Annotated in this window: 21 protein-coding genes, 2 pseudogenes and 1 riboswitch; of the genes and pseudogenes, 10 read left to right on the top strand and 13 right to left on the bottom strand. The window is 72.8% G+C overall.

The genetic code is table 11. From position 1 onward, the window contains the following. Positions 1–41 precede the first annotated feature (41 nt). A complete protein-coding gene (locus LUW75_RS13945) occupies positions 42–245 on the bottom strand; it encodes a cold-shock protein (RefSeq protein ID WP_010474007.1) in 204 nt (67 codons plus the stop codon). Positions 246–467: 222 nt separating this feature from the next. Here LUW75_RS13945 and LUW75_RS13940 point away from each other — a divergent pair, with 222 nt between their 5' ends. Further along, complete coding sequence (locus tag LUW75_RS13940; protein WP_250333783.1) at positions 468–1,277, top strand: transposase family protein; 810 nt, start codon at positions 468–470, stop codon at positions 1,275–1,277. A 571-nt stretch (positions 1,278–1,848) separates the two neighbouring features. On the opposite strand, the gene LUW75_RS13935 is transcribed toward LUW75_RS13940, so the two are convergent. Both LUW75_RS13935 and thrC read right to left on the bottom strand, forming a co-directional pair. Next, a complete protein-coding gene (locus tag LUW75_RS13935) occupies positions 1,849–2,127 on the bottom strand; it encodes a MoaD/ThiS family protein (protein WP_250335892.1) in 279 nt (92 codons plus the stop codon). Positions 2,128–2,146: 19 nt separating this feature from the next. Further along, positions 2,147–3,436 carry a threonine synthase gene (gene thrC, locus LUW75_RS13930; protein WP_250335891.1) on the bottom strand — a complete coding sequence of 430 codons (1,290 nt, stop codon included), beginning with the start codon at positions 3,434–3,436 and terminating at the stop codon, positions 2,147–2,149. 18 nt (positions 3,437–3,454) lie between these two features. Further along, positions 3,455–3,599: riboswitch (SAM riboswitch) on the bottom strand. Positions 3,600–3,750: 151 nt separating this feature from the next. Between thrC and LUW75_RS13925 the strand changes: the two genes are divergently transcribed. Continuing rightward, complete coding sequence (locus LUW75_RS13925) at positions 3,751–4,707, top strand: glucosyl-3-phosphoglycerate synthase (RefSeq protein WP_250335890.1); 957 nt, start codon at positions 3,751–3,753, stop codon at positions 4,705–4,707. Positions 4,708–4,751: 44 nt separating this feature from the next. Further along, positions 4,752–6,146: an alpha,alpha-trehalose-phosphate synthase (UDP-forming) gene (locus LUW75_RS13920; protein WP_250335889.1), complete on the top strand. Its 1,395-nt coding sequence runs from the start codon at positions 4,752–4,754 to the stop codon at positions 6,144–6,146. Between the two features lie 102 nt (positions 6,147–6,248). On the opposite strand, the gene LUW75_RS13915 is transcribed toward LUW75_RS13920, so the two are convergent. From LUW75_RS13915 to LUW75_RS13895, 5 genes are all read right to left on the bottom strand, one after another. Next, positions 6,249–8,978 carry a KGGVGR-motif variant AAA ATPase gene (locus LUW75_RS13915; RefSeq protein WP_250335888.1) on the bottom strand — a complete coding sequence of 910 codons (2,730 nt, stop codon included), beginning with the start codon at positions 8,976–8,978 and terminating at the stop codon, positions 6,249–6,251. Continuing rightward, positions 8,975–9,406 (bottom strand): hypothetical protein, encoded by a 432-nt coding sequence (locus LUW75_RS13910; RefSeq protein ID WP_250335887.1) that lies wholly within the window; start codon positions 9,404–9,406, stop codon positions 8,975–8,977. Before LUW75_RS13910 ends, LUW75_RS13915 begins: the two co-directional genes overlap by 4 nt. A gap of 17 nt (positions 9,407–9,423) precedes the next feature. Continuing rightward, positions 9,424–10,269, bottom strand: a complete 846-nt coding sequence (gene otsB, locus LUW75_RS13905) for a trehalose-phosphatase (protein WP_250335886.1) — start codon at positions 10,267–10,269, stop codon at positions 9,424–9,426. A gap of 63 nt (positions 10,270–10,332) precedes the next feature. Continuing rightward, complete coding sequence (locus LUW75_RS13900) at positions 10,333–10,572, bottom strand: DUF3263 domain-containing protein (protein ID WP_250335885.1); 240 nt, start codon at positions 10,570–10,572, stop codon at positions 10,333–10,335. A 14-nt stretch (positions 10,573–10,586) separates the two neighbouring features. Beyond that, a complete protein-coding gene (locus tag LUW75_RS13895) occupies positions 10,587–11,831 on the bottom strand; it encodes an extracellular solute-binding protein (RefSeq protein WP_250335884.1) in 1,245 nt (414 codons plus the stop codon). Between the two features lie 661 nt (positions 11,832–12,492). Between LUW75_RS13895 and nagA the strand changes: the two genes are divergently transcribed. Both nagA and LUW75_RS13885 read left to right on the top strand, forming a co-directional pair. Next, positions 12,493–13,653, top strand: coding sequence for an N-acetylglucosamine-6-phosphate deacetylase (nagA, locus tag LUW75_RS13890; RefSeq protein ID WP_250335883.1), 1,161 nt, complete (start codon positions 12,493–12,495; stop codon positions 13,651–13,653). Positions 13,654–13,794: 141 nt separating this feature from the next. Then, positions 13,795–14,722: pseudogene (locus LUW75_RS13885) on the top strand (1-phosphofructokinase family hexose kinase). A gap of 148 nt (positions 14,723–14,870) precedes the next feature. On the opposite strand, the gene LUW75_RS13880 reads toward LUW75_RS13885, so the two are convergent. Beyond that, a complete protein-coding gene (locus LUW75_RS13880) occupies positions 14,871–15,854 on the bottom strand; it encodes a carbohydrate-binding protein (protein ID WP_250335882.1) in 984 nt (327 codons plus the stop codon). Positions 15,855–15,919: 65 nt separating this feature from the next. Continuing rightward, positions 15,920–17,620, bottom strand: a complete 1,701-nt coding sequence (gene cdgB / locus LUW75_RS13875; RefSeq protein ID WP_250335881.1) for a diguanylate cyclase CdgB — start codon at positions 17,618–17,620, stop codon at positions 15,920–15,922. Positions 17,621–17,976: 356 nt separating this feature from the next. Here cdgB and LUW75_RS13870 point away from each other — a divergent pair. Further along, positions 17,977–18,442: pseudogene (locus LUW75_RS13870) on the top strand (flavin reductase family protein). Positions 18,443–18,649: 207 nt separating this feature from the next. On the opposite strand, the gene arfB reads toward LUW75_RS13870, so the two are convergent. Next, positions 18,650–19,087: an alternative ribosome rescue aminoacyl-tRNA hydrolase ArfB gene (gene arfB / locus LUW75_RS13865; protein WP_250335880.1), complete on the bottom strand. Its 438-nt coding sequence runs from the start codon at positions 19,085–19,087 to the stop codon at positions 18,650–18,652. A 129-nt stretch (positions 19,088–19,216) separates the two neighbouring features. Between arfB and LUW75_RS13860 the strand changes: the two genes are divergently transcribed. Both LUW75_RS13860 and LUW75_RS13855 read left to right on the top strand, forming a co-directional pair. Beyond that, positions 19,217–19,792 (top strand): TerD family protein, encoded by a 576-nt coding sequence (locus LUW75_RS13860; RefSeq protein WP_250335879.1) that lies wholly within the window; start codon positions 19,217–19,219, stop codon positions 19,790–19,792. Positions 19,793–19,893: 101 nt separating this feature from the next. Further along, entirely contained in the window at positions 19,894–20,406 is a 513-nt protein-coding gene (locus LUW75_RS13855) for a GNAT family N-acetyltransferase (RefSeq protein ID WP_250335878.1), read from the top strand. Positions 20,407–20,417: 11 nt separating this feature from the next. Here LUW75_RS13855 and LUW75_RS13850 read toward each other — a convergent pair whose 3' ends face one another. Next, positions 20,418–21,818, bottom strand: a complete 1,401-nt coding sequence (locus tag LUW75_RS13850) for a M1 family metallopeptidase (protein WP_462933732.1) — start codon at positions 21,816–21,818, stop codon at positions 20,418–20,420. A gap of 575 nt (positions 21,819–22,393) precedes the next feature. Between LUW75_RS13850 and LUW75_RS13845 the strand changes: the two genes are divergently transcribed. Then, positions 22,394–22,894 carry a hypothetical protein gene (locus LUW75_RS13845; protein WP_250335877.1) on the top strand — a complete coding sequence of 167 codons (501 nt, stop codon included), beginning with the start codon at positions 22,394–22,396 and terminating at the stop codon, positions 22,892–22,894. Positions 22,895–23,051: 157 nt separating this feature from the next. Here the strand turns inward: LUW75_RS13845 and LUW75_RS13840 are convergent, their stop codons facing one another. Further along, on the bottom strand, positions 23,052–23,594 hold the full coding sequence (locus LUW75_RS13840; protein WP_250335876.1) for a DapH/DapD/GlmU-related protein: 543 nt from the start codon (positions 23,592–23,594) through the stop codon (positions 23,052–23,054). A gap of 60 nt (positions 23,595–23,654) precedes the next feature. Here LUW75_RS13840 and LUW75_RS13835 point away from each other — a divergent pair, with 60 nt between their 5' ends. Beyond that, positions 23,655–24,569, top strand: a complete 915-nt coding sequence (locus LUW75_RS13835; RefSeq protein ID WP_250335875.1) for an IS982 family transposase — start codon at positions 23,655–23,657, stop codon at positions 24,567–24,569. The last annotated feature ends 205 nt before the right edge of the window (positions 24,570–24,774 follow it).

Genomic DNA, 24,774 nt, shown 5'->3' with positions numbered 1-24,774 from the left:
CGGGCCCTCCGCCCAGTACCGTTGGCCGGAACGCGTCGTGGCTAGACGGCGATCTTGACCATGTCCGCCTGCGGACCCTTCTGACCCTGCGAGATCTCGAACTCGACCCGCTGGCCCTCCTCAAGGGTGCGGTAGCCGTCCATCTGGATCGCGCTGTAGTGCACGAAAACATCCGCACCACCGTCGACCGCGATGAAGCCGTACCCCTTCTCCGCGTTGAACCACTTGACGGTGCCCTGAGCCATGCCTAACTCCCCTATTACTGGCCCTTGCACAGGACCGCACTTCGCGGACCCGGGTCAGACCTCGCCCACTGAGGTTTTCTCAGCGGAATGATCTCCGCGAAGCGGGCTGATCGATGCATGTCCGGGTGGATCGGGCCAGGCGGCCCCGGCTCTGGACAGACGTAAAGCCCCTGGTAGGAACAGGTCTGCCAAGATCATGTCCGCTGAACCAGAGGCTTTACGTTGGTCACCTATGTTGCCACGCTCGACGTCCCGCGCCCTGTCGTGGAGTATCTGTCCCGCTTGCTGGCCGCGCACCGGCGGCGCATCGGCACGCCGAAGGGCTCGCGGGCGCTGGGCCCGTTCCGCCAGGCCGTGCTGGTGCTGCGCTGGTTTCGCGAGCGGGGGTGTGTGCACTGTCTGGCCCGTGACGCCGCAATCTCCCAGGCCACCGGCTACCGCTACCTGCACGAAGGCATCGACGTCCTCGCCGAGAAGGCCCCGGACCTGCACGAGGTCCTCTCCCGCTGCCGACGCGCCGGCATGACACACGTGATCCTCGACGGGACGCTCATCCCCTGCGACCGCGTGGCCGGCGTCCGTGAGAACGGCAACGACCTGTGGTTCAGCCAGAAGCACAAGGCATTCGGTGGGAACGTCCAGTTCCTGTCCGCTCCGGACGGCACCCCGCTGTGGGTCTCCGACGTCGAACCCGGCTCGACCCCTGACATCACCGCCGCCCGCACCCACGCCCTGCCCGCCTTGTACAAAGCAGCGGCCAGCGGCCTGCCGACCCTGGCGGACAAGGGTTACACCGGCGCGGGTATCGGCATCCGCGTCCCCGTCCGTCGCCCGAAGGGCAAGTCGGAACAGGCACTCCACGCCGACACCCGCATGTTCAACGCCCTGGTACGGCACGTGAGGGCGCTGGGTGAGCGCACCGCCGCCGAACTCAAGCAGCGATGGCGCACCCTGCAGCACGTCACGCTCAGCCCCAACCGGATCGGCGACATCGCCCGAGCCGCCCTCGTCCTCAACGAAATCTGGAAGTGAACACCGCTGAGAAAACCTCACTGACAGGGGTGGGCGTGCGCCGGAACGCGTCGACCGCGGCGAATGTATCGGCCGGACTGCCTTCAGCAACAGGTCGATCGGACGGAAAAGCCGGATACCGACGAAGGGAAACAGCGGCCGGAACCGTATGGATCCCGGGCAAGTCGGGCCGGACAAAAGCCGCGAAGTGCGCATTGAGCGGCGGCACTTTGGCCGCTTCTTTTCGGGCCCCGGCGCATTCTCATATGTTCCCGGTATGGGCTGCAGCCCCGACTTCCCCAACTCTACCGCGCTCAATCCCCAGAATTACCGCCTCCGTTTCCCGGCCGCCCGACCCGGGCGCACGGACCGTCCCTTTCGCCGGGCCCGCCCCGCCGCGTCCGGGGGCGGCACGAGCGGGCGGGGGGGCACGGCGGGCAGGGCAACGCCCCGGCCCCCGCGGGAGGGCCGGGGCGTCCTCGCGGGACCCGGGGCTCGGGACGGTTCCGTCCGGTGCGCGCCCCGGACGCACGAAGGCGCACGGGGCACGCGAAGGCGTACGGGCCGTGCGGGGCGGCCCGACGCCGGCGGGTCAGCAGCCGCCGGCGACCGCCGGGATGATCGAGACGCCCGCGCCCTCCGGGGTGGCCGTCTCAAGGCCCTTCTCGAAGCGGACGTCGTCGTCGTCGACGTACACGTTCACGAAGCGGCGCAGTCTGCCCTGGTCGTCGAGGACCCGGGCGGCGATGCCGGGATGGTTCCTCTCCAGGGACTCGATGACCTCCGCGAGGGTCGCGCCCTCGGCCGGGACCTCGGCCCGACCTCCGGTGTAGGTGCGCAGGATGGTGGGGATGCGGACGTTCACGCTCATGTTCGTGTTCTCCCGGGGTTCAGTGGGCGAGGCCGGCGTCGCGGAACGCGTCCAGGCTCGGGCGGATCGTGGTGGTGGGCCCGGCCGTCGGGGCGACCGCGTCCAGGGTCTTCAGGCCGTCGCCGGTGTTGAGGACGACGGTGGTGAGGGACGGGTCCAGCAGCCCGTTCTCGATCAGCTTGCGCGTGACGCCGACGGTCACCCCGCCCGCCGTCTCGGCGAAGACGCCCTCCGTGCGGGCGAGCAGCCTGATCGCGTCGACGATCCCCTCGTCGTCCACGTCCTCGACCGCGCCGCCGGTGCGGCGGGCGATGTCCAGGACGTACGGGCCGTCGGCCGGGTTGCCGATGGCGAGCGACTTGGCGATCGTGTCCGGCCTCTGGGGCCGTACCACGTCGTGGCCCGCCTTGAAGGCCGCCGACACCGGGGAGCACCCCTGCGCCTGCGCGCCGAAGATCCGGTACGGCCTGTCCTCGACGAGGCCCAGCGCGATCAGCTCCCGCAGCCCCTTGTCGATCTTCGTCAGCTGGGAGCCGGACGCGATCGGGACGACCAGCTGGTCGGGCAGGCGCCAGCCGAGCTGCTCGCAGATCTCGTAGGCGAGGGTCTTGGAGCCCTCCGCGTAGTACGGCCGCAGGTTGACGTTGACGAAGCCCCAGCCCTCGCCGAGGGGGTCGCCGATGAGCTCCGAGCAGAAGCGGTTGACGTCGTCGTACGTGCCCTCGATGCCGACCAGGTCGCCGCCGTACACCGCGGCCATGACGACCTTGCCCTGCTCCAGGTCGTGCGGGATGAACACGCAGGAACGGAGGCCCGCGCGGGCGGCGGCGGCGCCGACCGCGCCCGCCAGGTTGCCGGTGGAGGAGCACGACAGGGTGGTGAAGCCGAAGGCGCGGGCCGCCTCCAGGGCCTGGGCGACGACCCGGTCCTTGAAGGAGTGGGTGGGGTTGCCCGAGTCGTCCTTGACGTACAGCCCGCCGGTCACGCCCAGCTCGCGCGCGAGGTTGTCGGCCTTGACGAGCCGGGTCCAGCCGGGGTGGAGGTTCGGCCTGTCCGCCACGTCGGCGGGGACGGGGAGCAGCGGGGCGTAGCGCCAGATGCTGGCGGGGCCGGCCTCGATCCGCCGGCGCAGCTCCTCGGGGCCGCAGTCCGGCAGGTCGTACGCGACTTCCAGGGGTCCGAAGCAGTGCTCGCAGGCGAAGACGGGGCCGAGCGGGAAGCGCTCGCCGCACTCGCGGCAGGAGAGGCCCGCGGCGGGGCCGAGGTCGACGGCGGGGGTGGTGGTGGGGGCGGCGGTCTGCACAGCCATGAGTGGCGAGGCCCTTTCTCCTCATCTTCCTCACCGGCGGACGTCGCCGTGAGACGGATTTGGCACCTTCCCTAGCCGGGGACCCCGCGTGGACGTGCGAGAACCGACTGGAGGGTTGCCGGGGCTTCATCGGGCCGTGTCCCTCTGCCCCTCTGGATGAGCGGTATGCGGTTGTCGGCGCGGGGGGACCCCCGGCATGCGGCGGTCTCGCGCGTTGCTCAAGACTGTAGCCGAAGGGGCGGGCGTCGGAGACGGGCGTCCGCACCACGAGACGGATCCCCTACGTCCCCGGAACGACCTGAGGAGTGGCGCGCGTGCTGGAAGAGGTGGAGCGCTGGCTGGCCCGGCGGTCCTGGTCCGTGGCCGACCGGCCGATCGACCGGCTGCTCGCCGCGAAGCTGACCGGCGGCACGACGGTGAGCGTCGTCCTGCCCGCGCTGAACGAGGAGGCGACGGTCGGCGAGATCGTCGCCGTGATCCGCCGGGACCTGATGTCGGAGGCGGTGCCGCTCGTCGACGAGCTGGTCGTCGTCGACTCGGGGTCGACGGACCGCACGGCGGAGGTCGCCGCGGCGGCCGGCGCGCGGGTGGTGGCGCGCGACGACGTGCTGCCGCGCATACCCGCCCTGCCCGGCAAGGGCGAGGTGCTGTGGCGTTCCCTGCTGGCGACCGACGGCGACGTGGTGTGCTTCGTCGACGCGGACCTGCGGGAGTTCGACGCGGACTTCGTGACCGGGATCGTGGGCCCGCTGCTGACCGACCCGGACGTGGAGTTCGTGAAGGCGATGTACGACCGCCCGTTCACGGCCGGCGGCGCCGGCGGTCAGGGCGGGCGGGTGACGGAGCTGGTCGCGCGGCCGCTGCTGAACCTGCACTGGCCCCGGCTGGCCGGGTTCGTCCAGCCGCTGGGCGGGGAGTACGCGGCCCGGCGCACGCTGCTGGAGCGGCTGCCGTTCCCGGTGGGGTACGGGGTGGAGCTGGGGCTGCTGGTGGGCGCGCTGAACCTGGTGGGCCTGGACGCGCTGGCGCAGGTGGACGTGGGCGTGCGGCTGCACCGGCACCAGGACGACCGGGCCCTGGGGCGGATGGCCGCGGCGATCTACCGGACCGCCCAACTGCGGCTGTCGCGCGGGCACCTCGTACGGCCCCGGCTGACGCAGTTCGACCGTACGGAGGCGGGCTTCACGCCGCGCACCCACCCCGTGGACACCGAGGAGCGGCCGCCGATGCGGGAGGTCGCGGAGTACCTGCACAGGCGCCGGGTGGCCTGATCCCCGCACGTTTGAGCGTTTCCCGGTCGGGCTAGGTTGGGCTCATGGTCTCGGACATCCTGGTGGCATCGAATCGCGGTCCGGTCAGTTACGCGCTGCGCGGGGCGGACGGCGGGCTGGAGGCGCGGCGCGGCGGCGGGGGGCTGGTGTCGGGGCTCTCCGCGATCGGGCCCGAGGCGGGCGCGGTGTGGGTGTGCGCGGCGCTGGGCGAGGGCGACCGGGAGGCGGTGCGGCGCGGCGTCGGCGAAAAGGGTGTCCGGATGCTGGACGTCGACGCGCTGGCGGGTGACGGGACGCACGCCGCCGCGTACAACGACGTCGCCAACTCGGTGCTGTGGTTCGTCCACCACATGCTGTACCAGACGCCGCTGGAGCCCGTCTTCGACGCGGCCTTCCGGCGCCGGTGGGAGGGGTACCGGGCGTACAACCGGGCCTTCGCGCGGGCACTGGCCGAGGAGGCGGCGCCGGGCGCGGCGGTCCTGGTCCAGGATTACCACCTGGCGCTGGCGCCGGGCATGCTGCGCGAGCTGCGGCCGGACCTGCGCATCGGGCACTTCTCGCACACCCCCTGGGCGCCGCCGGACTACTTCGGGCTGCTCCCCGACGACATCGCCCGCGAGCTGCTGCACGGCATGCTGGGCGCGGACCGGCTCGGTTTCCTGACGCACCGCTGGGCGGAGGCGTTCGCGGCGTGCTGCGCCCGCGCGGTGGGCGGCACGGGCCGGACGGGGATCGGGGTGCACGGGCTGGGCGCGGACGCCGGTTTCCTGCGGGCGCGGTCGCGGGAGGCGGACGTCGAGGAGCGGATGGCGGCGCTGCGCGAGCAGATCGGCGGGACCGGCCGGAAGACGGTCGTCCGCGTGGACCGCACCGAGCTGTCGAAGAACATCGTGCGCGGGCTGCTGGCCTACCGGGAGCTGCTGACCTCGCGCCCGGAGTGGCGCGAACGGGTCGTCCACATCGCCTTCGCCTACCCGTCCCGGCAGGACCTGGAGGTCTACCGGCGGTACACGGCGGAGGTCTCGCGGGTCGCGGAGGAGATCAACGCCGAGTTCGGCACGGAGACGTGGACGCCGGTCCTGCTCCACGTGAAGGACGACTTCGCCCGCTCCCTGGCGGCGTACCGGCTGGCGGACGTGGCGCTGGTGAACCCCGTCCGGGACGGCATGAACCTGGTCGCCAAGGAGGTCCCGGTCGTCTCCGACGAGGGCTGCGCCCTGGTCCTGTCCCGCGAGGCGGGCGCCCACGAGGAGCTGGGCGCCGACGCGGTGACGGTCAACCCGTACGACGTGACCGGCACGGCCCGGGCGCTGCACGAGGCCCTGTCGATGGACCCGGCCGACCGCGCGGCCCGCACCGCCCGCCTGGCCGCCGCGGCGACGGCCCTCCCGCCCCAGCGCTGGTTCCTGGACCAGCTGGAGGCGCTGCGGGGCAAGTGACCCCGTGGTGGACCCACCTGCCGGAGGCCCGGTGTCCGGTTTCGCGTGCCATGAGTGCCCCAGCCTCCGCTGAGGCGCTCCGCACGGCATCGCTCGAGGAACTCAGGAGCGGATGACCCTGACCCGTCCCCGTGTGCGAAAGCCGAGGGCATGCCGGTAGATCTCCGGCAGTCGATAGAGGCCGTCGGAATCCCGGTCCAGGGCCCCGGCTTCCTTCAGTTTCGCGATGGCGTTGGCGTCCAGACCGACGTCCTCTGCATTGAACGGCATGACGACCTCGTCCGCATGCCGTCCGACATCGGTGAGGAGCGTGCCCACGACGGGATTCTCCTGGCGCAGTTCATCCAGTTTCTCCCGGCTTCCCTTCACAAGAGCCTGACGCATGGCGCCTGGGGTGAGCAGGCGGTCGGGCCAGTCCTGGTCCCTCCGGGAGAACTCTGCGGCGTCCCGGATGAAACGTACGACGTCTCGGGCCTGTACCTGGTCGTTGAAGTCCCCCAGGGCTGCCGGCACCCAGCGGTCCGACCTGGCCTCCCGAGAGTTCTTGCGCCCCATTTTCACCCCCCAGACGGGGACGAGGGCCTGTACGAGGCGCTCCCACGAGTAGTCCATCAGGTCACCGTCCGCCTGCGGAACGGCCTTAGCGGTCGTCGCGACCCAGAGCGCGAGACGCAGGGCTTCCTGGGAGTCCCAGCGCAGCGCGTATGGGTCGTAGCGGTCGAGGAACTGACCGAGATTCTGACGGACCGCAAACCGCACGAGGTCGCTCCGAACAAAGATCACCACGCCGAACGGGCGGCTCCGGAAGGCTCGCAGCCAATCGGGCACCTCGATGAAGAGCGCACGCAGGGCGACTCTCTTCGCCTCTCCCTCGAGCTCTTGGAAGAAGTCCTCCAGACCGTCGAAGACGAAGAGTGCCTGCTGGGTGAGTGACCGTTCGCGCAGCACCCTCTCGGGGTCCTCGTGAGAGACGGCCGACCCGGTCAGCGACATGGCCATGCATCGGAGCCAGGCGCGTCGCCAGTGGACGACGTCCTCCCGGCCGTCCTGATCCTGGAGAGCGTCCAACAGGACTTTTCTGATCTCCGGCACTCCCGCGCCGCGACCGCCCGCAATGTGATCGCGTAGCCGCTGTGGACTGCTGCCATCACTGGAGAACTCCATGTTGGCAGGATCGAGTACGGGAACGATCGGTGCGTCGATCCGGACCAGCTCGTCGGCCCCCGCCGCGAACTTCCTCCAACTCCCCGCCGCGCACATCCTCGCGTAGGTGAAGGTCTTCCCGGAGCCCTTGGCTCCGACCACCACCGTAACCGGGAGTGATGTCCTGTTGTCCCCGACCAGTCGTCGCAACGGGTCGGTGGAAAGGAAACCGAGACCGCTGTCCAAGCCTGTGCGCTCGGCGAAGACGAGGGACTGCGCCCGGCGGTGCAACGCCGAACGGCGGCCTTCGATGCCTTCCACCATCACGCTCCCCGGCACGGAATCCGTTTCCGAGAGCAACGGCAGCGTCTCGGCCAGCAACTCGCCGATGCCCTGCCGACGGACGACCTCGACCACCTCGTCCCAGCTTTGTGGCAGTGCCAGCAGTTCTTCGTGGAAGGGGCTGAAGATCGGCTCTGTGAGGACCGTGGCATCCACCTCGAGGGTGTCGCCTGCGCTGGTGGACTCCGCGGCTCCGGCGACGGATGTGGCACGCATGGCCTCCAGTGCCCGCGAGAGCTGCAGGCGCGCCTCGGTGACCTCAGTGGCGTGCCGGTCCTGGCGGAACTGGGTGACCACCACAGCCGGTTCGGGGTCCCTGCCGGTGATCGCCACGGCCTTGTCGCCCAACTGGCGGATCATCTGCTCGGTGCCTTCCAGGGACTGGCTGCTGAGCGTGGTGACGAAGATGCGCTGTACCCGTGGGTCGAGGAGGATGGGTGCGGACAGCTCGGACGCGCCCGCGCGCAAATCGATGATCACCGTGTCCAGGTCGGCGACGGCGGCCAGTTCCGCGAGGGACTCCGTGAGGAAGTACCGTGGCCGGTCCGGTGTCAGGAGCTGAGTGGGTTCGACACGCGGGGGGCCGAGACGTGTGCGCCTGCTCGTGGGCAGAATGACCAGTCGTCCGTCGTTCTTGTGCCGGATCGTCTCCTGATTGACCAGATAACCGGTCGCGATTTGCACCGCCTTCGTCCGATCCCCCTCCGTGGAGCTGTGGAGGAGCGCCAGGAGATCGTCGTAGGCGATGTCGCAGGCCCCGCCTTGCGCCTGGTGCATCCAGGTGATGCCGGGCGCCTCGAGATCGGCGTCCACGAGTAGTACACGACGTCCGCGCCGTGCCAGCAGGTCGGCGAAGGCGACGGCGTGGATCGTGCGACCGACTCCTCCTTTGAACGAGTGGAAGGCCGCCACCTGGACGCCACCTGGGAAGCCGTCATCGGCGGGCCGGGGAAGGGGCGAGCTGAGCGCCTCGGTGATGCGCCTCTCGACGAGGCGGGGAGGCCGGAATCCCGGCGTGAAGTCCTCACTCCTGAGGATGCGTACGGGCAGGCCTTCGCGGCCCACGGCCTGGGGCCGGTCGAGGACCAGTACGGGGCCTTCCGGCTCGCCGACGACCGACCCCATGCCGAAGGCCGTGTCCAGCCAAGCGAGAACGTCCTCGTCCGACACGTTGGAGGCCACGGTGAGCTCGATACCGTCCCACCAGGCACTGACTTCCCTCAACCACCTCGGCCATCGATTCATCACAGCCAGGGCCGCACAGTGTTCATCGACGTCTACCCACGTCAGCAGGTTTCCCGGCAGCAGCGGCGAGGTCGCTTCCATCTGGTCTCCGATCACGTTCATGCCCGGGAGGCTTTGATGAGGTGTCGCAAGGCCTCGACCGCGCGCTTCTCGTCGTCCGGATCCAAATCGGCCCCGTAGCGCCATGCCTGGTGCAGCTCGGCTGGCCCCACCCACTCATGACGCTGCCCTGTCTCGCTCAGCGAACCGCGCATGACGCGTCGGCAGCGCTGCACCGCTTGCGCGGCTGCGGGCGAAAGCCCCAGAGCCTTGGCCAAGGATCTGAGGTCATGGCTCCGCAGATTCTCGGGGAGGGCGCTGGTGTCCCGTGCCCGCACACTGACGAGGATCTCAGCCTTGAGGCCGCACTCGGCCGCGTAGAACAACATCAACCCGGCCGTAGGCAGATCGCCTTGGTCTGCCGACTCCTCGCCACGCGTACTCAACCGGTCGCGGCTCTTGCGTAACTGCCCCACCCTGACGTCCACCACCCGCCGATGGTATCGATCTACGCCGAGGCGGCGTGTTCCGCCAGGGCCGCGAGGAAGGCGACGACCTCCGCCGGGCCGTCGAGGACGAGGTCCGCGCGGGCCGCCAGGGCCCGCACCTCGTCGCTGCCGCTGCAGACCAGCAGGCCCGGTACGCCGTCCGCGCGCAGCTCCTCGACCGCCGCGAAGGCGGGGAGGTCGCCCAGGTCGTCGCCCGCGTAGACCACGGCCCCCGCGCCCGTCTCCCGTACGTGCTCGAGGAGGGCCCGGCCCTTGTCCACGCCCGGGGGACGCAGTTCGAGGACCAGGCGGCCCGGCTCGACGACGAGGCCGTGACGGGCGGCTAGGTCGGCGAGCGGGCCGGCCAGGGCGTCGAACGCGGCCTGCGGGTCGGTGGCGCGACGGGTGTGGACGGCGACCGCGCGGCCCTTCTCCTCGATCCAGGTGCCGGGCCCGGCGCCGGCCCCCTCCAGCACGCCGGGGAGTTCGGCGCGGACGGGGGCGAGGCCGGGGTGCTCGGGGGCGGCGCGCACCTCGCCGGTGGCGGCGTCCCAGCGTTCGGCGCCGTAGTGGCCGAGGACGACGAGGCGGTCGAGGCCGGGAACCCCGGCGAAGCCGCCGTACCGGACGGCGGTGCCGGCGGGGCGGCCGGTGATCACCGCGACGGAGGCGACGCGGGGGGCGAGGGCGGCGAGCGCGGGGACGGCGCCGGGGTGGGCGCGGGCCTGTTCGGGGTCGGCGACGATGGGGGCGAGGGTGCCGTCGAAGTCGACGGCGACGGCGGCGGAGGAGGGGCGGGCGAGGATCGCGGCCAGGGCGTCGCGGCCCGCGGGGGTGGTGGGTCGGGGGAGCCGGTTGCTGGACATGTGTGCGTACCTATCCACGGGCCGCCCGCACCACACCCGCGCCCGCCGGGGTGCGGGCGCGGTTCAGCGGCGGGCGTCCCGGGCGGCGCGGAGACGGCGGAGGCGGTTGACGGTGACGGGGTCGTGGGCCAGCGCCCGCTCGTCGTCCAGCAGGGCGTTCAGCAGCTGGTAGTAGCGCACCGGCGACAGGTCCAGCTGCTCGCGGATCGCCCGCTCCTTCGCCCCCGGCCCCGGCCAGGAGCGCCGCTCCACGGCGAGGACCGCGCGTTCACGGTCGCCGAGTGCGGGACGGTCTTCGGTCATGTCAGCGCCTCCTCCTACCGCACCGCCGCCGACGCCTCCGCCGCCTTGGCGGCATCCGCGATCTGCTCCAGTACGGCCCTCGGGTTCCCGTCCGGCCGCACGGCCCTGCCGATGTTCTTCTTCACGCTCTCGCTGACCTTCGCCCAGGACGTGTCGCCCACCGGGTACAGCTCCGATCCCTCCAGCTCCTCCAGGAATGGCCGGAGCGCCGCGTGCTCGGGATCCGTCCCCATGGTGTGGCTGGCGGTGACGGTGACGGGCAGCAGGTCGTACCGGTCGGAGAACTCCAGCACGTTCTTGTCGGTGTAGACGAAGTCGAGGAAGTCCCCGATCTCCTTGCGGTGGCCGTTCTGCTTGAAGGCCATCATCCAGTCGGCCACGCCCAGTGTCGCCTTCGCCTTTCCGTTCACGCCGGGCAGCGGGACCTTGCCGACCTTCACGCCCGCCTTCTCGGCGGCCTCCATCAGCGTCGGGTGGCCGTTCAGCATGCCGACCTCGCCGCGCACGAACGCGTCGAACGCCTGCTGCCGGTCGAGCTCGCCGGGGGCGACGGGCCCGGTGAGGCCCTCGCCGACCAGCTCCTCCTTCAGCCACGTCATGGTGTCGATGTTCGCGGGCGAGTCGATCTGGTACGCCGCCCCGGACGTGTCGCGGTAGCCGCCGCCCCCGCCGAGCAGCCACATCATGGTCTCGGCCTGGGACTCCTCGGAGCCGAGCGGCAGCGCGAAGGGGAACTTCACGCCCTTCGCCTTCAGCTTCTGCGCGGCCCCGTGCAGCTCGGTCCAGTCGGTCGGCGGCTTCGCCCCGGCCTCCGCGAACAGCTCCCGGTTGAAGAACAGCATCCGGGTGCTCGCACCGAACGGCAGGCCGTACTGGACGCGCTCCACCTCGCCGGCCTGCCGCAGCATGGGCAGGAAGTTGGCCTGCGTGGGTATGGAGACGAGGTTGTCGACCGGGTACAGCTTCCCGTCCTGCGCGTAGTCGGCGTACGCGCCTATCTGGGCCATGTCGGGAGCCTCGCCCCGTTCGACCATCTCGGCGACCTCGCGGTCGACGTCCTTCCAGGACAGGACGGTGACCTCGACCTTCACCCCGGGCGTCTCCTTCTCGTACGCGCGGACGAGGTCGTCCCAGTACTTCTCCGACGTGTTGGCCCCGGTGCTGCCGTAGTCGGCGGCGACGAGCTTGAGGGTGACCCCGTCGGCGGCGTCCTGCCCGCACCCCGACGACGTCGCTGTGATGACCAGTGCGACCAGCACCGCGGTCGTTCCCTTGTAACGGCGCACTGCCCTACCACCCTTGCTTCGAGCTGCGTCTTCCTCCCCGGAAGGATAAGAGGTCTGCACGCGAGTTCGAACCCCTGAACCAGTCCTTCCTGGCACCGGGTGCCTTCCGCGCGTCCGCGGGAAGCGGTTGCCGGAGGCCCCACGCGCCCCGGTCGGCCGCCGGAACCACCGCCCGGCCGCGCGGTCCGCGGCACCCGCCCGCGGTGCCGCGCGGGCGGCCCGGCGGCGGACGCTCCCGGGGTGCGGACCGGCATGCGGGTCCGTGCCGGAGCCGTGGGAGGGCGGCGGAGACGGGAGGCGCGGAAGACGCGGAAGCCGGGGCGGCGGACGCGTGGACGGAGGCGTACCCGGGCGGCCGGGCGGCGGAGCACCGCCGGGGCCCGGCCGCGGCCGCCGCTCCGGGCCGGGTGCCGCGGGCCCCGGGCGCGGCGGTGCCCCCCGGACAGCGGCGTCACTCCCGGGTGGGCTGGGCCTTCGGGACGCCACGGGCGAGACTGTCCCCCGTGGGACACGTCATCGCCCCGGTGCGGACGGCACCGGCCCGGAGGCCGCCCCGGCCGGATCCGTCGGGGAGCCCGGGCGCGGGGCTCCCCGCCCGGGGCCCGTTCGCCACCGATCCGGAGGTATCCGACCGATGACCGTTCACGCCGACCGCGAGGTCCTCGCCGGGGCCCGCGTGGTGCTGCCGACCGGCGTCGTCGAGGGCGGGCGGGTCACCGTCGAGGGCACCCGGATCGCCGACGGCGCCGGTGTCCCCGCCGACGCGCCCGCACTGGACCTCACGGGCCACTGGCTGGTGCCCGGCTTCGTCGACCTCCACAACCACGGCGGCGGCGGCGCGTCCTTCACCTCGGGCACCCTCGACGAGGTGCTGCGGGGCGTCCGCACCCACCGGGCGCACGGCACGACGACCCTCGTGGCGTCGACCGTCACCGGCGACCTGGGCTTCCTCGCCCGCCGCGCCGGCGAACTGGCCGAACTGGCCGAACAGGGCGACATCGCCGGCATCCACTTCGAGGGCCCGTTCATCTCCCCGTGCCGCAAGGGCGCCCACAGCGAGGCCCTGCTGCGCGACCCCGACCCGGCCGAGGTGGGCGCGCTGGTCGCCGCCGCGCGGGGCCACGCCCGCATGGTGACCCTCGCGCCCGAGCTGCCCGGCGGCCTCGACTCCGTACGCCTCCTCGCCGAGCACGGCGTCATCGCCGCCGTCGGCCACACGGACGCCGCCTACGAGCAGACCGTCGAGGCCGTCGAGGCCGGCGCCACCGTCGCCACTCACCTGTTCAACGCGATGCCCGGCCTCGGGCACCGGGCCCCGGGTCCGGTCGCCGCCCTCCTGGAGGACGAGAGGGTCACCGTCGAGCTGATCAACGACGGCGTCCACCTGCACCCCGCCGCGCTGCGGCTGGCGTTCCGGCAGGCCGGAGCGGACCGGGTCGCCTTCATCACCGACGCGATGGACGCGGCCGGGTTCGGGGACGGGACCTACCGCCTCGGGCCGCTGGAGGTCGAGGTCAGGGAGGGGGTGGCCCGGCTCGTCGGCGGCGGTTCCATCGCCGGGTCCACCCTCACCCTCGACACGGCCTTCCGGCGCGCCGCCACCGTCGACGGGCTGCCCGTCGAGGCGGTCGTCCGCGCCCTCTCCGCCAACCCGGCGAAGCTGCTGGGCCTGGACGACCGGATCGGCTCGATCGAACCGGGCAAGGACGCCGACCTGGTCGTCCTCGACGAGGGGTTCGTCCTCAAGGGCGTGATGCGCAGGGGCGAGTGGGTGGTCCACCCCCGGACGGGCTGACCCCCGGGGGCCCGCGGCGGTCCGGCCCCTCCGGGGGATTGGGCGGGCCGCCCCGCGTTTGGCATGATCGTGGGCCGCGAATCCTCCGGGCCGGGCGCCGCGACGACACCGGCCCACGACCTCCGGGAGTGGGGGGAACCGGTGATCCTCACGGTCACGCTCAACACCGCGCTCGACCTCGCCTACACGGTGCCCGCGCTCACCCCGCACACCGCACACCGCGTCACCGAGGTGGTCGAGCGCCCCGGCGGCAAGGGCGTCAACGCGGCCCGCGTGCTCGCCGCGCTCGGCCACGAGGCGGTGGTCACGGGCTTCGCGGGCGGCCCCGCCGGAGACACCCTGCGCGGCCTGCTCGCCCCACTGCCCGTACGGGACGCCCTGGTGCCGGTCTCCGGCTCCACGCGCCGCACCGTCACCGTCACCGACGCGGCGACGGGCGACGCGACGCGGTTCAGCGAACCCGGTCCGGTGATCGCCCCCGCGGAGTGGGCGGCGCTCGTCTCCTCGTACGAGGGGCTGCTCGACGGGGCCCGGGCGGTCGCCCTCTGCGGCAGCCTGCCGCGCGGCGTCCACGTCGGCGCGTACGGGGAGCTGGTGCGCCGCGCCCGCCGCGCCGGCGTACCGGTCCTGCTCGACACGAGCGGTGAGCCGCTGCGCCGGGGCGTCGCCGCCCGTCCCGACCTGCTCAAGCCCAACGCCGACGAGCTGGCCGCCCTCACCGGTTACCGCGAGCCGCTGCGCGCCGCCCGCGACGCCCGCCGTCGCGGCGCCCACGCGGTCGTCGCGTCGCTCGGGCCGGACGGGCTCCTCGCGACCACCCCGGACGGCACCTGGGCCGCGGCCCCGCCCGCCCGCGTCGCGGGCGACCCGACGGGTGCGGGCGACGCGGTGGTCGCCGGGCTGCTCTCCGCCCTTGCCGAGGGGGCGCGCGTGGCCCGAGCGGCTGGCCCGGGCCGCCGCCCTGGCGACGGCCGCCGTCTGCGCGCCGGCCGCCGGCGAGTTCGACCCGGACCGGTACGGGGAACTGCTGGAACGGGTGACGGTGACGGAGCACGCCACCGCGGCCTGACGCACCGCGCCGCACCGCCGCGGGGGGTGGGAGGACCCGCGCGCGTCGCGGGCACCGCCGGAACCACCGCCCCCGCGGGCACCGCGAAACCACCGCCCCCGCGCGCAGAGCCCGTCCCGCCCGTGGACGGCCTGCCGTCCGCGGACCGTCAGCCGGCGCCGCTCTGGTGCCCCGGCTTGAGCCAGACCTGGTCGAGGTAGGCCTCGCACTGGTCGCCCGGCTCGCAGGACATCTTCAGGGTGTTCTCGCCCTTCTTCAGCTGGACCCAGGAGTAGGTCCGGGTCCAGCCCTTCTCCCAGTCGCCCTCGGGGGCGTGCGCGAAGTTCGACATCCTGATCCCGCGCGGCTGGCCGTCGTTGACGGTGAGGGACGCCTTCGCGTCCTTGCCGGGCACGCTGTAGGTGAGGAACAGCGTGTACGGACCGTCCTGCGGCACGTCGACCTTCCAGCTGGCCGCGCCGCCGACCCCGTTGAACATCACGTACGCGCCACCCGCGCCCCGGGCGCCCTTCACGTCCGTGCCGAGCACGGCGGGCGGGGTGAGCTGGAGCGTCGCGGCGTCCCGCTTCGGCAGCTCCACGGCGTCCCGGCCGGAGGACGGGGACGGGTCCGGGTCCCGCGTGCCCTGGGACGCGGAGACCGAGGGGGCCGGGGAGGGGGCCGCATCGGTCCCGCCGGGTTCGTTGGCGAGGAACGCCACCGTGATTCCGGCCACCACGACCAGGACCACCACGACCGCGCCGATCAGCAGGCCCCTCGTGTTGGGGCCGCCGCTCCGGCCGCCGCGGCCGCCGCCCCGGTCCGGGGCGGGCCGGACGGGGGCGCCGCCCGGGTACGTCTCGGGCGCGGCGTACTGCGGGTGCGGCTGCCCGTAGGGCGTGCCGGGCTGCTGCCCGTACTGCGCCTGGGGCTGCGGCGGGACCTGCGGGCGCGGGCGCTCGCCGACCGCCCTGACCTGGTTGTACGAGGTGCGGGGGCGCCCCGGCTGGGCGCCGGCGGGACCGGGGTACCCGTAGCCGCCCTGCCGGGCACCCCGCTGGGCGCCGGAGGGCTGGCCGTCCGCGTACAGGTAGCCGAACGGGTCGTCGTCCTCGGGCGTGCCCTCACCGTTGCCCTGGTTTCCGGCAGCCATCCCTGGTCACTCCTCATCCGTGCTCGCCAGTCGTCGCCGACCCCGGCGAGCCTACCGCGAACGGGTTACCCCGCCCGGCGGTGCGTCTTGGACCGGGACCGCTTCTCCACGTACATCCGCTGGTCGGCGGAGTTCAGGACCTCCTCGACGGACATCCCGCACTCGGCCCAGCCGATGCCGAAACTGGCGCCCACCCGCACCGCCCGTCCGTCCACCCGGATCGGCGGGATGATGCCGTTGCGCAGGCGCGTGGCCAGGTCCGCGGCGTCGGCCGCGCCGAGCCCGTCGGCGAGGACGACGAACTCGTCGCCGCCGAGCCGGGCGACCGTGTCCCCGTCGCGGACCCCGGCGGTCAGCCGGCGGGCGACCTCGATGAGGACGGCGTCCCCGGTGTGGTGCCCGAACCGGTCGTTGATCGACTTGAAGCCGTCGAGGTCGCAGAAGAGGACCGCGAGGCCCTTCGTCCCGTCGTCGACGTCCCCGTCGGGCGCGACGGCGTGCACGTGCCCGTCGTACGGACCGGTGCCGGCGCCGCCGGAGGGGCCGAAGTCGAAGCCGTCGCCGCGGTAGGCGCACTCGTACTCGTACGCGCCGGGGGCGTCGGCGGCGCCGGTGCCGTGCGGGTCGCCGTACGCCGGCTCGAAGCCGGCCGCCTCGGCCGCGGTGGTCCGGACGCGGTCTCCGGGGCGGGAGCACAGCCGGGCGCTGAGCCGGGCGCGCAGCTCCGCGCTGTTGGGCAGGCCGGTCAGCGCGTCGTGGGAGGCGCGGTGGGCGAGCTGGAGCTCGTGGCGCTTGCGTTCCTCGATGTCCTCTACGTGCGTGAGGAGGAAGCGGGGGCCGTCGGCGGTGTCGGCGACCACGGAGTTCCGCAGGGAGACCCAGACGTACGTGCCGTCCCGGCGGGCGAGGCGCAGTTCGGCGCGGCCGCCCTCGGCGGACGTCCGCAGCAGCGTGCCGACGTCCTCGGGGTGGACGAGGTCCGCGAAGGAGTACCGGCGCATCACCGCGGCGGGCCTGCCCAGGAGCCGGCACAGCGCGTCGTTGGCCCGCAGCAGCCGGCCGTGCTGGTCGCCGCCCATCTCCGCGATGGCCATCCCGGACGGCGCGTACTCGAAGGCCTGCCGGAACGACTCCTCGCTGGCCCGCAGCGCCTGCTGCTCGCGCTCCAGCCGCACGAGCGCCCGCTGCATGTTTGCTCGCAGCCGGGCGTTGCTGATCGCAATCGCCGCCTGGGAGGCGTACATCTGGAGCGCCTCGCGCCCCCAGGCGCCGGGTCGGCGGCCGTTGCGGGGGCGGTCGACGGAGATGACGCCGAGCAGCTCCCGCTGGCCGCCGGAGGTGTACATGGGCGCGTAGAGCCGGTCCCCGGGGTGCCACTCGCCCTCGAAGCGGGGCTCGGGGCCGTCGGTGTGCCACTGGGGCACGTCGTCGTCGGTGAGGACCCAGCCCTCGGCGTAGGGGATGAACCGCAGGTCGCCCCAGCTCTCCCCCATGTGGAGGCGCCGCTCCCAGGAGAGGCGGGAGCCGACCCGGCCGGTGATCAGGGCGTCCGCCGCGGCGTTGCCCGCGAGCGCGGCGACGACGAGGTCGCCGTCGGGGCGGACGAGGTTGACGCAGGCCAGCTCGTAACCGAGGCCGGTGATGACGCCGTCGGCGACGGTCTGCAGCGTTTCGGCCAGGCTGCGGGCCGTGTTGAGGTTGGCGACGGCCTGGTGCAGTTGCCGCAGGGTCGCAAGACGGACGTACGGTTCCGACTCGGTCTCCATTGTTCGCTCTCCCCCGAGACCTCGACAGCAACAACTCCAGATGCGTCAGCGGCGTTCTCGTGCGGTGTCACCGGCCACTGAATCACAGCGAGCTGTGCCGCCGGTACACAGGGTCAACAATTAGTTCCCTCTGTGACTTAAGTCACAAAAACATGGGCCAAGTCGGGGAGATCCCGGAAGCAAACCGCATCGGAGGACCTAGGTCCGCCGGGGCTCGGACTGGTCCTCCGGTCCGATGCGGCCGGGTGGCGGACGAGGTTAGCGTTCCGGGTGTGCTGCCGACCACCCGAAGCCCCGTGTCAGACCCTCGCCCGCCCCATCCTGGAGGGGTGAGCGGCGAGGAGTTCCGTGCGGCGATGTCCCGGCTGGCGGCCGGCGTCGTCCTGGTGACGGCGGTGGAACCGCCGATGGACGAGGACGTCGGCATGACGGCGACGGCGTTCGTGTCGGTGTCCCTGGATCCGCCGCTGGTCCTGGTGAGCCTGCGCAACGGCTCCCGCATGGACGACCTGCTGGCGGAGCAGCCGCTGTGGGGGGGTCTCCGTCCTCGCGGAGGGCCAGCGGCACATCGCGGGCCGGTTCGCGATGAAGGGCAGGGTCAGCGACCGCCTGCTGTTCGCGGACGTCCCCTGCACGCGCGGGGAGCTGACGGGGGCGCCGCTGGTCGGCGGGGCGCTGGCGACGCTGGAGTGCCGGACGGAGCAGCGCGTCGAGGCCGGGGACCACACGCTGGTGCTCGCCCGCGTCCTGACGGCCGCCTTCCCGAACCCGGAGGGCACGCCCCTGATGTACTTCCGGGGCAGGTACCGCCACCTGGGGTAGGCCCCTGACGTACCTCCGGCACAGGCACCACATCCCTCGGGGTGGTGCCCTGGCGTACCTGCGGGGCAGGCACCACACCCCTCGGGGTGGGCCGCTGACGTACCTCCGATGCAGGCACCACATCCCTCGGGGTGGTGCCCTGGCGTACCTGCGGGGCGCGAGTCCCGCCCCGCGGCGACGGCCCCGCCCCGGGGCGCCCCGTGGACGCTACGACCAGTCGCGCGCCGAGCGTCCGCGCTTGGTCTCGGACCGCTGCTTCTTCTCCCGCAGCCGCCGCTCGTTGACGCCGCGCGGGACCTTCGTGGGACGCCGGGTCCGCGGCGGGGGCGCCGTGGCCTCCGCGAGCAGCCCAGCCAGCCGTGCGGCCGCCGCCTCCCGGTTGCGCCACTGCGACCGGTGCTCGGAGGCCCGTACGACGAGGACCCCGCCGGTCAGCCGCCCGGCGAGCCGCTCCAGGGCACGCTCCTTCCAGACCGGCGGCAGCGCCTCCGTGCGGGCGAGGTCGAAGCGCAGCTCCACCTGGGAGTCGCTGGTGTTGACGTGCTGGCCGCCCGGCCCGGAGGACCTGGAGAAACGCCAGACCAGCTCGGACTCCGGCAGGGAGACCGAACCTCTGATGACGTGGGGACCGGGCATGCCCTCCATGTTCCCCGGCCGGCGCCCACCCCGTCACGCGCTTTTCCGCCGACGGCGGGCGGTTGTGGAACCACCCCGTCCCCGCGGGCGTTATCAGCAGTGACGCACGGAGCGCTCAGATGAAGGAAAGGGACTTCCATGGCTGTAAGCCTCTCCAAGGGCGGCAATGTCTCACTGACCAAGGAGGCTCCGGGCCTCACCGCCGTCACGGTGGGCCTCGGCTGGGACGTCCGCACCACCACGGGCACCGACTTCGACCTCGACGCCTCGGCGATCGGCGTCGACGCGGCCGGCAAGGTCGCCTCCGACGCCCACTTCGTCTTCTTCAACAACAAGTCCACCCCCGACGGCACCATCGTCCACACCGGTGACAACCGCACGGGTGAGGGCGGCGGCGACGACGAGCAGATCAACGTCGACCTCGCGGGCCTCCCCGCGAACGTCGAGAAGATCGTCTTCCCGGTCTCCATCTACGACGCGGTGCCCCGCTCGCAGAACTTCGGCCAGGTCCGCAACGCGTACATCCGCATCGTGAACCAGAACGGCGGCGCCGAGATCGCCCGCTACGACCTCAGCGAGGACGCCGCGACGGAGACCGCCATGGTCTTCGGCGAGCTGTACCGGCACGGCGCCGAGTGGAAGTTCCGCGCGGTCGGCCAGGGCTACGCCTCCGGCCTGGAGGGCATCGCCCGCGACTTCGGCGTGGGCATCTGACCCACGCGGCGCCGCGGACGCGCGGGCGTCCGCGCGCACGCCGACGACGGGCCCCGGTGGCGGTCGCCGCCCCGGGGCCCGTCGTTGCCTACTGTGGGCACATGATCGTCGAACCGCTGGAGCTCGGCGAGGAGGGCGCCCTGCCGGGCCCGCTCCTCACCGAGATCACCGGCCTCTACGCGTCGAACCGGGAGTTCCAGCAGCTCAGCGGGGAGTTCCCGGACCCGGACGACATCCGGCCCGAGCAGGTGGCCGTCTCGCTCGCCGAGGAGCTGGCGCAGCCGGGCGCCGAGGTGCTGCTGGCCCGGTCGGCCGGCCGGGTGATCGGCATCGCCGTGACCCTGGCCCACCACCCGGACCCCGACGACCCCGACCCGTGGGTCGGGCTGCTGATGGTGCACGGCCGCGACCACCGCATGGGCTTCGGCCGCGAGCTGGCGGAGATCGTCGAGAAGCGGTTCCGGGCCCTCGGCCGCAAGGGCGTCAAGCTGGCCGTGCTGGACAACAACCGCAAGGCGCTCCTCTTCTGGCGGTCCCTCGGGTACGAGGAGGTCGGCCGCCGCAGGGACCGGCGGCCGGGCCGGGACTGCCTGGTGCTCCGCAAGCGGTTGTAGCCCCGCGCCGCTCAGGGCGCGTCGGGCCGGCCCCGGCCGTACAGCCAGGTGTCCCACAGCCCGGTCAGGTCCTCGCCGGTCCGCTCCTCCACGTACGCGGTGAAGTCGGCCGTCGAGGCGTTGCCGTGCCGGCGCCCGGCCGCCCAGCCGCGGAGCAGGTCGAAGAACACGTCGTCGCCGACCGCCTGGCGGAGCTTGTGCAGCACCATCGCGCCCCGGCCGTACACCGGCGCCCCCGAGACGTCGGCGGCGGTCGGCGGCGCGGCGGGCGGGAACTCCCAGTTGGCGGGGGCGGCGAAGGCCGCCTCGTGGCTCCTCTGCACGGGCCTGCCCCCGAAGTCCTCCGCGTACAGCCACTCGGCGTACTGGGCGAAGCCCTCGTTGAGCCACATGTCCCGCCACGACGCGGGCGACACGGAGTTCCCGTACCACTGGTGGGCCAGCTCGTGGACGAGGGTCCCGGCGGTGAGCAGGTCCTGCGGGATCACCGGCCGCGTCTGGGTCTCCAGGGCGTACGAGGAGTCGCCCGGCCGCTCGACGATCACCCCGGCGGAGGAGAAGGGGTACGGCCCGAACCGCTCCGTCAGCCAGTCCAGCATCCCGGGCAGCCGGGCCAGCAGGTCCGCGCTCCTCCGTGTGACGGTCCGGTCGGTGGCGGTGAGCACGGGCAGCCCGGCCGGGGTGCGGGTGGTGGTGACGTCGAACCGGCCGACGGCGAGCGTCGCCAGGTAGCTGGCCATCGGTTCGGCGGTCCGCCAGGTGGTGGTGGTGCGGCCCTCCCGGGTGACCGCCCGGCCGGGCAGTCCGTTGGCGACGGCCTGGAGGCCGGCCGGGACGGTGACCGTGACCGTGTACGTCGCCTTGTCCGAGGGGTGGTGGTTGCCGGGGAACCACGCCATGGACCCGGTCGGCTCGCCGAGCGCGACCGCCCCGTCCGCCGTCCGCAGCCAGCCCTCCTCCGACCCGTCGGGGTCGGTGATCGTGCGCGGGACGCCCGAGTAGCGCACGACCGTGCGGAAGACGGCTCCGTCGTCGAGGTCGGTGCGGGGCCGGAGCGTCACCTCGTGTCCGGCGCGCCGGACGGAGGCCCGGTCCCCGTCGACGGTGGCGCCGCGGACGGTCAGCCCGGCCAGGTCCAGGTTGAAGGCGCTCAGTGCCCGGGTGGCGCGTGCGGTGATCTCCGCGGTCCCGTCGAGGCGCCCGGTGGCGGGGTCGTAGGCGACGGTGAGGGCGTAGTGCCGTACGTCGTAGCCGCCGTTGCCGAGGCGCGGGAAGTACGGGTCGCGCACCCCGGCGGCACCGGGGGTGCCGGTGACGCCGCCCGCGCAGCCGGCCGCCGCCGGCAGCAGCGCCGTCAGCGCGGCCAGCGAGGCGCGGACGGGGCGGCGCCTCCGCCCCTTGCCGTGGGTCACCCGGTGATCCTAGGCGTGCGGCCCGCTTCGGCGGCCGGCGCCCACCCCGACCCGCATCCCCCCCGTTCCCGACTCCGGCCCGCCCCGCAGCCCCCGTCCCCGTCCCCGACACCGACTCCGGCCCGCGCTCTTCGCCCGGCCCACCGCACCTCTCCTGTCCCCGACCCTCATCCCCTGTCCCCGGACCCCGGCACCGACCCCGGCACCGGCACCGACTCCGGCCCGCGCCCTTCGCCCGGTTCACCGCACCTCTCCTGTCCCCGACCCTCATCCCCTGTCCCCGGACCCCGGCACCGACCCCATCCCCGACACCGACCCCGGCACCGGCACCGACTCCGGCCCGCGCCCTTGCCCTCGCCCACCGCACCTCCCTCGACCCCGGCCCGGCTCGCGCCCGCCGGGCACCGCCGCGGGGCCGGCGGGCGGTCCGCGGCGGCGTGCGCCGCGGGCACCGCCCGGTCACCCGGCGCCGCCCGCCCGACGACCCTGCCACCCGGTCACCCGCCCGCCCGCCTGCCCGCCCTCCGGCCGCACCGCCGGACGCGGCGGCCCGGGGACGTGACACCATCGCGTACGTGCTCGACATCGGCTACTCCCTCTCCCGCCGTTTCCCCGACCCCCCTCAGACCGACTACCGGCGGGCCGACGTGCACGCCCTGCGGCACGACCTGTTCTGCGGGGACGTGTACCTGGCGGACACCGGGGCCGACCGGGAGGTGTCCACGGCCTGGGGCTGGGTGCCGGTACTGGACTTCGCGTGGGCGCTGTGCGACATCGTCGAGCGGCTCGACCGGGACCCTCGCGGCAGCCGGGCGGCGCAGCCGCAGTACGCGGAACTGGACTTCACCGAGTCCACCGACCGGATGCTGTTCGAGCGCCGCTTCGGCTGGGTGGACGTGGAGGCCGACTGGATGCCGGGGGACGAGCCGCCGCTCACCTTCGGCCACGCCGAACTGCGCCGGGAGGCACGGGACTTCCTCCACGACCTGATCGCCGACCTCGTCGACATGCACGAGGGCCTCGCCGACAACCCCGTCGTCTGGGACCTCCAGGCCCGCTTCCCCCGCGTCCCCTAGATGATCAATTCCAAGGGGTCGGTGACCGCGCGGGGTGAGCGAGTGAAGGGTCTCTCGCCCTTGGACTGGAGCCAGTTGCTTCGGGCCGGGCGTGAGCCTTCCGATGTGATGCATGACTGCCAGTAGACGGGGGCGCGGCGTGACTCCGATGGGGTTGTCACCACTGCCGGTGCACGGCTGCCTTACTGCCGGTCACCAGGCTTGCCGGCGGAACGTCATCGGCCACGACCGCACCGGCGGCGACCACGGCATCACGGCCGATACTGACGCCGGGCAGGATTGTGGCACCGGCACCGATCCACACGTTCTCCGCGACGTCGATGGGAGCGCCGGTGAGGTATAGCCGCCGCTCCTCGGGATCAACCGGGTGGCCGCTGGTGATGAACGTGACCTTCGGTCCGATCATCACGCGCTCGCCGAGCCGGATGCCGGCGTAGTCCAGGAACGTGCAGTTCTGGTTGATGAAGACGCGATCGGCGAGGTCGAGGTTCAGGCCATGGTCCGTGTAGAAGGGTGGATAGATCGTGACTCTCGGCGGCAGTGGCTTGCCGAGGATCTGTCCGAACAGCTCCGCCTTGCCCGCTTCGTCTTCGAAAGGCAGGGCGTTCAGGCGGGAGGTGAGCTCGGTGGCCCGCAGGACCCTCTCGGCCATGGCTTGGAACTCTGCGCTGTGGATGCGCATGAGACGGTCGCTGGACATGCCACGGTCCTTTCGAGGGGCGCCTGCAGAGACGAGAACGAGGGTGTCCAAGATCGTTGTGTGACGAACAACCTGGACACCCTCGCGACGGCACTCTATGCGACGACCGACGATCTACTAAAGGAGCGTCCGGACCTGGCGCCGTGGCGGCCGACTGTGGGGATCACGCCGCGGCTCACGGACGCTGAACCGGTCACCCTCGCGATGATGCAGGCCATGCTCGGTTTCACCTCCGAGGCCAGATGGCTCCGGCATGCCCGGGCCCACCTGCGGCATCTCTCCCCGTACTTGCCACAGCAATCCGGCTACAACAAGCGGTTGCGCAAGGCCGCCGAACTGCTCCGTCGGGTCACCCGGGTCCTGGCCACCAGCACCTCGGCGTGGAGTGACGATGTGTGGATCGTGGACTCCACACCCGTGGAATGTGGCCGCTCACGGGAAACCGTGAAGCGTTCCGACCTGGCCGGATGGGCCCAGTACGGCTACTGCGCCAGCCACAGCCGCTTCTTCTGGGGCCTGCGGCTGCACCTGGTGTGCACCCTCCAGGGCCTGCCCGTCACCTTCGCCCTGACCGGAGCCAAGGCCGACGAACGCGAAACCCTGCTGGACTTGTTTGCAGCGGAATCCCACCTGGTCAGCACCCGGCCCGGCCAGACCCTGATCGGCGACAGGAATCACTACGGCCGCATCTTCGAGGAGGAACTTGCCCAGCAGGGCATCCGGTTGCTACGGCCGACCCGCAAGGGCGAACGGCAGCGGCCCGGTGGGTCCCTGTTCAAGCCGCTGCGGCAGGTCATCGAGTCGGTCAACGAGACCCTCAAGGGACAGCTCGACCTCGAACAGCACCGAGGACGCACACCCCGCGGCGTGATCGCCCGCATCATGCAGCGCATACTCGCCCTGACAACCGTGATCTGGCACAACGACCACACCGGACAAGACACCCTCCGCTCGCTCACCTCGTACGATCACTGACCCCTTGGAATCGATCATCTAGGCGGCCCCGGCCCCCGCGGCAGGGCGTCCCCGTCCGGCCCCGGCAGGACGGGGCCGGCCACCGGGAGGAGCCGCGGGCGTCGGCGGTTCCCGCTGCGGGAGCGGCACGGGCACACCGCGCCCCGGCGACCCGCCGCACGACGGACCGGCGTCCCGGTCCCGTGGGGCCTCTCCCCTGGGGCTT

The organism is Streptomyces sp. MRC013, from assembly GCF_023614235.1.
Classification (GTDB): domain Bacteria; phylum Actinomycetota; class Actinomycetes; order Streptomycetales; family Streptomycetaceae; genus Streptomyces.
This window is presented reverse-complemented; position numbering and strand designations above follow the sequence as displayed.

Bases quoted from the DNA above. Each gene is read 5' to 3' on its own strand.
- LUW75_RS13855 (WP_250335878.1), top strand. From the start codon at position 19,894: ATGATCGTCGAACCGCTGGAGCTCGGCGAGGAGGGCGCCCTGCCGGGC.
- LUW75_RS13915 (WP_250335888.1), bottom strand. From the start codon at position 8,978: ATGAACGTGATCGGAGACCAGATGGAAGCGACCTCGCCGCTGCTGCCG.
- LUW75_RS13920 (WP_250335889.1), top strand. From the start codon at position 4,752: ATGGTCTCGGACATCCTGGTGGCATCGAATCGCGGTCCGGTCAGTTAC.
- LUW75_RS13880 (WP_250335882.1), bottom strand. From the start codon at position 15,854: ATGGCTGCCGGAAACCAGGGCAACGGTGAGGGCACGCCCGAGGACGAC.
- LUW75_RS13840 (WP_250335876.1), bottom strand. From the start codon at position 23,594: ATGTCCAGCGACCGTCTCATGCGCATCCACAGCGCAGAGTTCCAAGCC.
- LUW75_RS13935 (WP_250335892.1), bottom strand. From the start codon at position 2,127: ATGAGCGTGAACGTCCGCATCCCCACCATCCTGCGCACCTACACCGGA.
- LUW75_RS13945 (WP_010474007.1), bottom strand. From the start codon at position 245: ATGGCTCAGGGCACCGTCAAGTGGTTCAACGCGGAGAAGGGGTACGGC.
- cdgB (WP_250335881.1), bottom strand. From the start codon at position 17,620: ATGGAGACCGAGTCGGAACCGTACGTCCGTCTTGCGACCCTGCGGCAA.
- nagA (WP_250335883.1), top strand. From the start codon at position 12,493: ATGACCGTTCACGCCGACCGCGAGGTCCTCGCCGGGGCCCGCGTGGTG.
- LUW75_RS13900 (WP_250335885.1), bottom strand. From the start codon at position 10,572: ATGACCGAAGACCGTCCCGCACTCGGCGACCGTGAACGCGCGGTCCTC.
- LUW75_RS13860 (WP_250335879.1), top strand. From the start codon at position 19,217: ATGGCTGTAAGCCTCTCCAAGGGCGGCAATGTCTCACTGACCAAGGAG.
- thrC (WP_250335891.1), bottom strand. From the start codon at position 3,436: ATGGCTGTGCAGACCGCCGCCCCCACCACCACCCCCGCCGTCGACCTC.
- arfB (WP_250335880.1), bottom strand. From the start codon at position 19,087: ATGGAGGGCATGCCCGGTCCCCACGTCATCAGAGGTTCGGTCTCCCTG.
- otsB (WP_250335886.1), bottom strand. From the start codon at position 10,269: ATGTCCAGCAACCGGCTCCCCCGACCCACCACCCCCGCGGGCCGCGAC.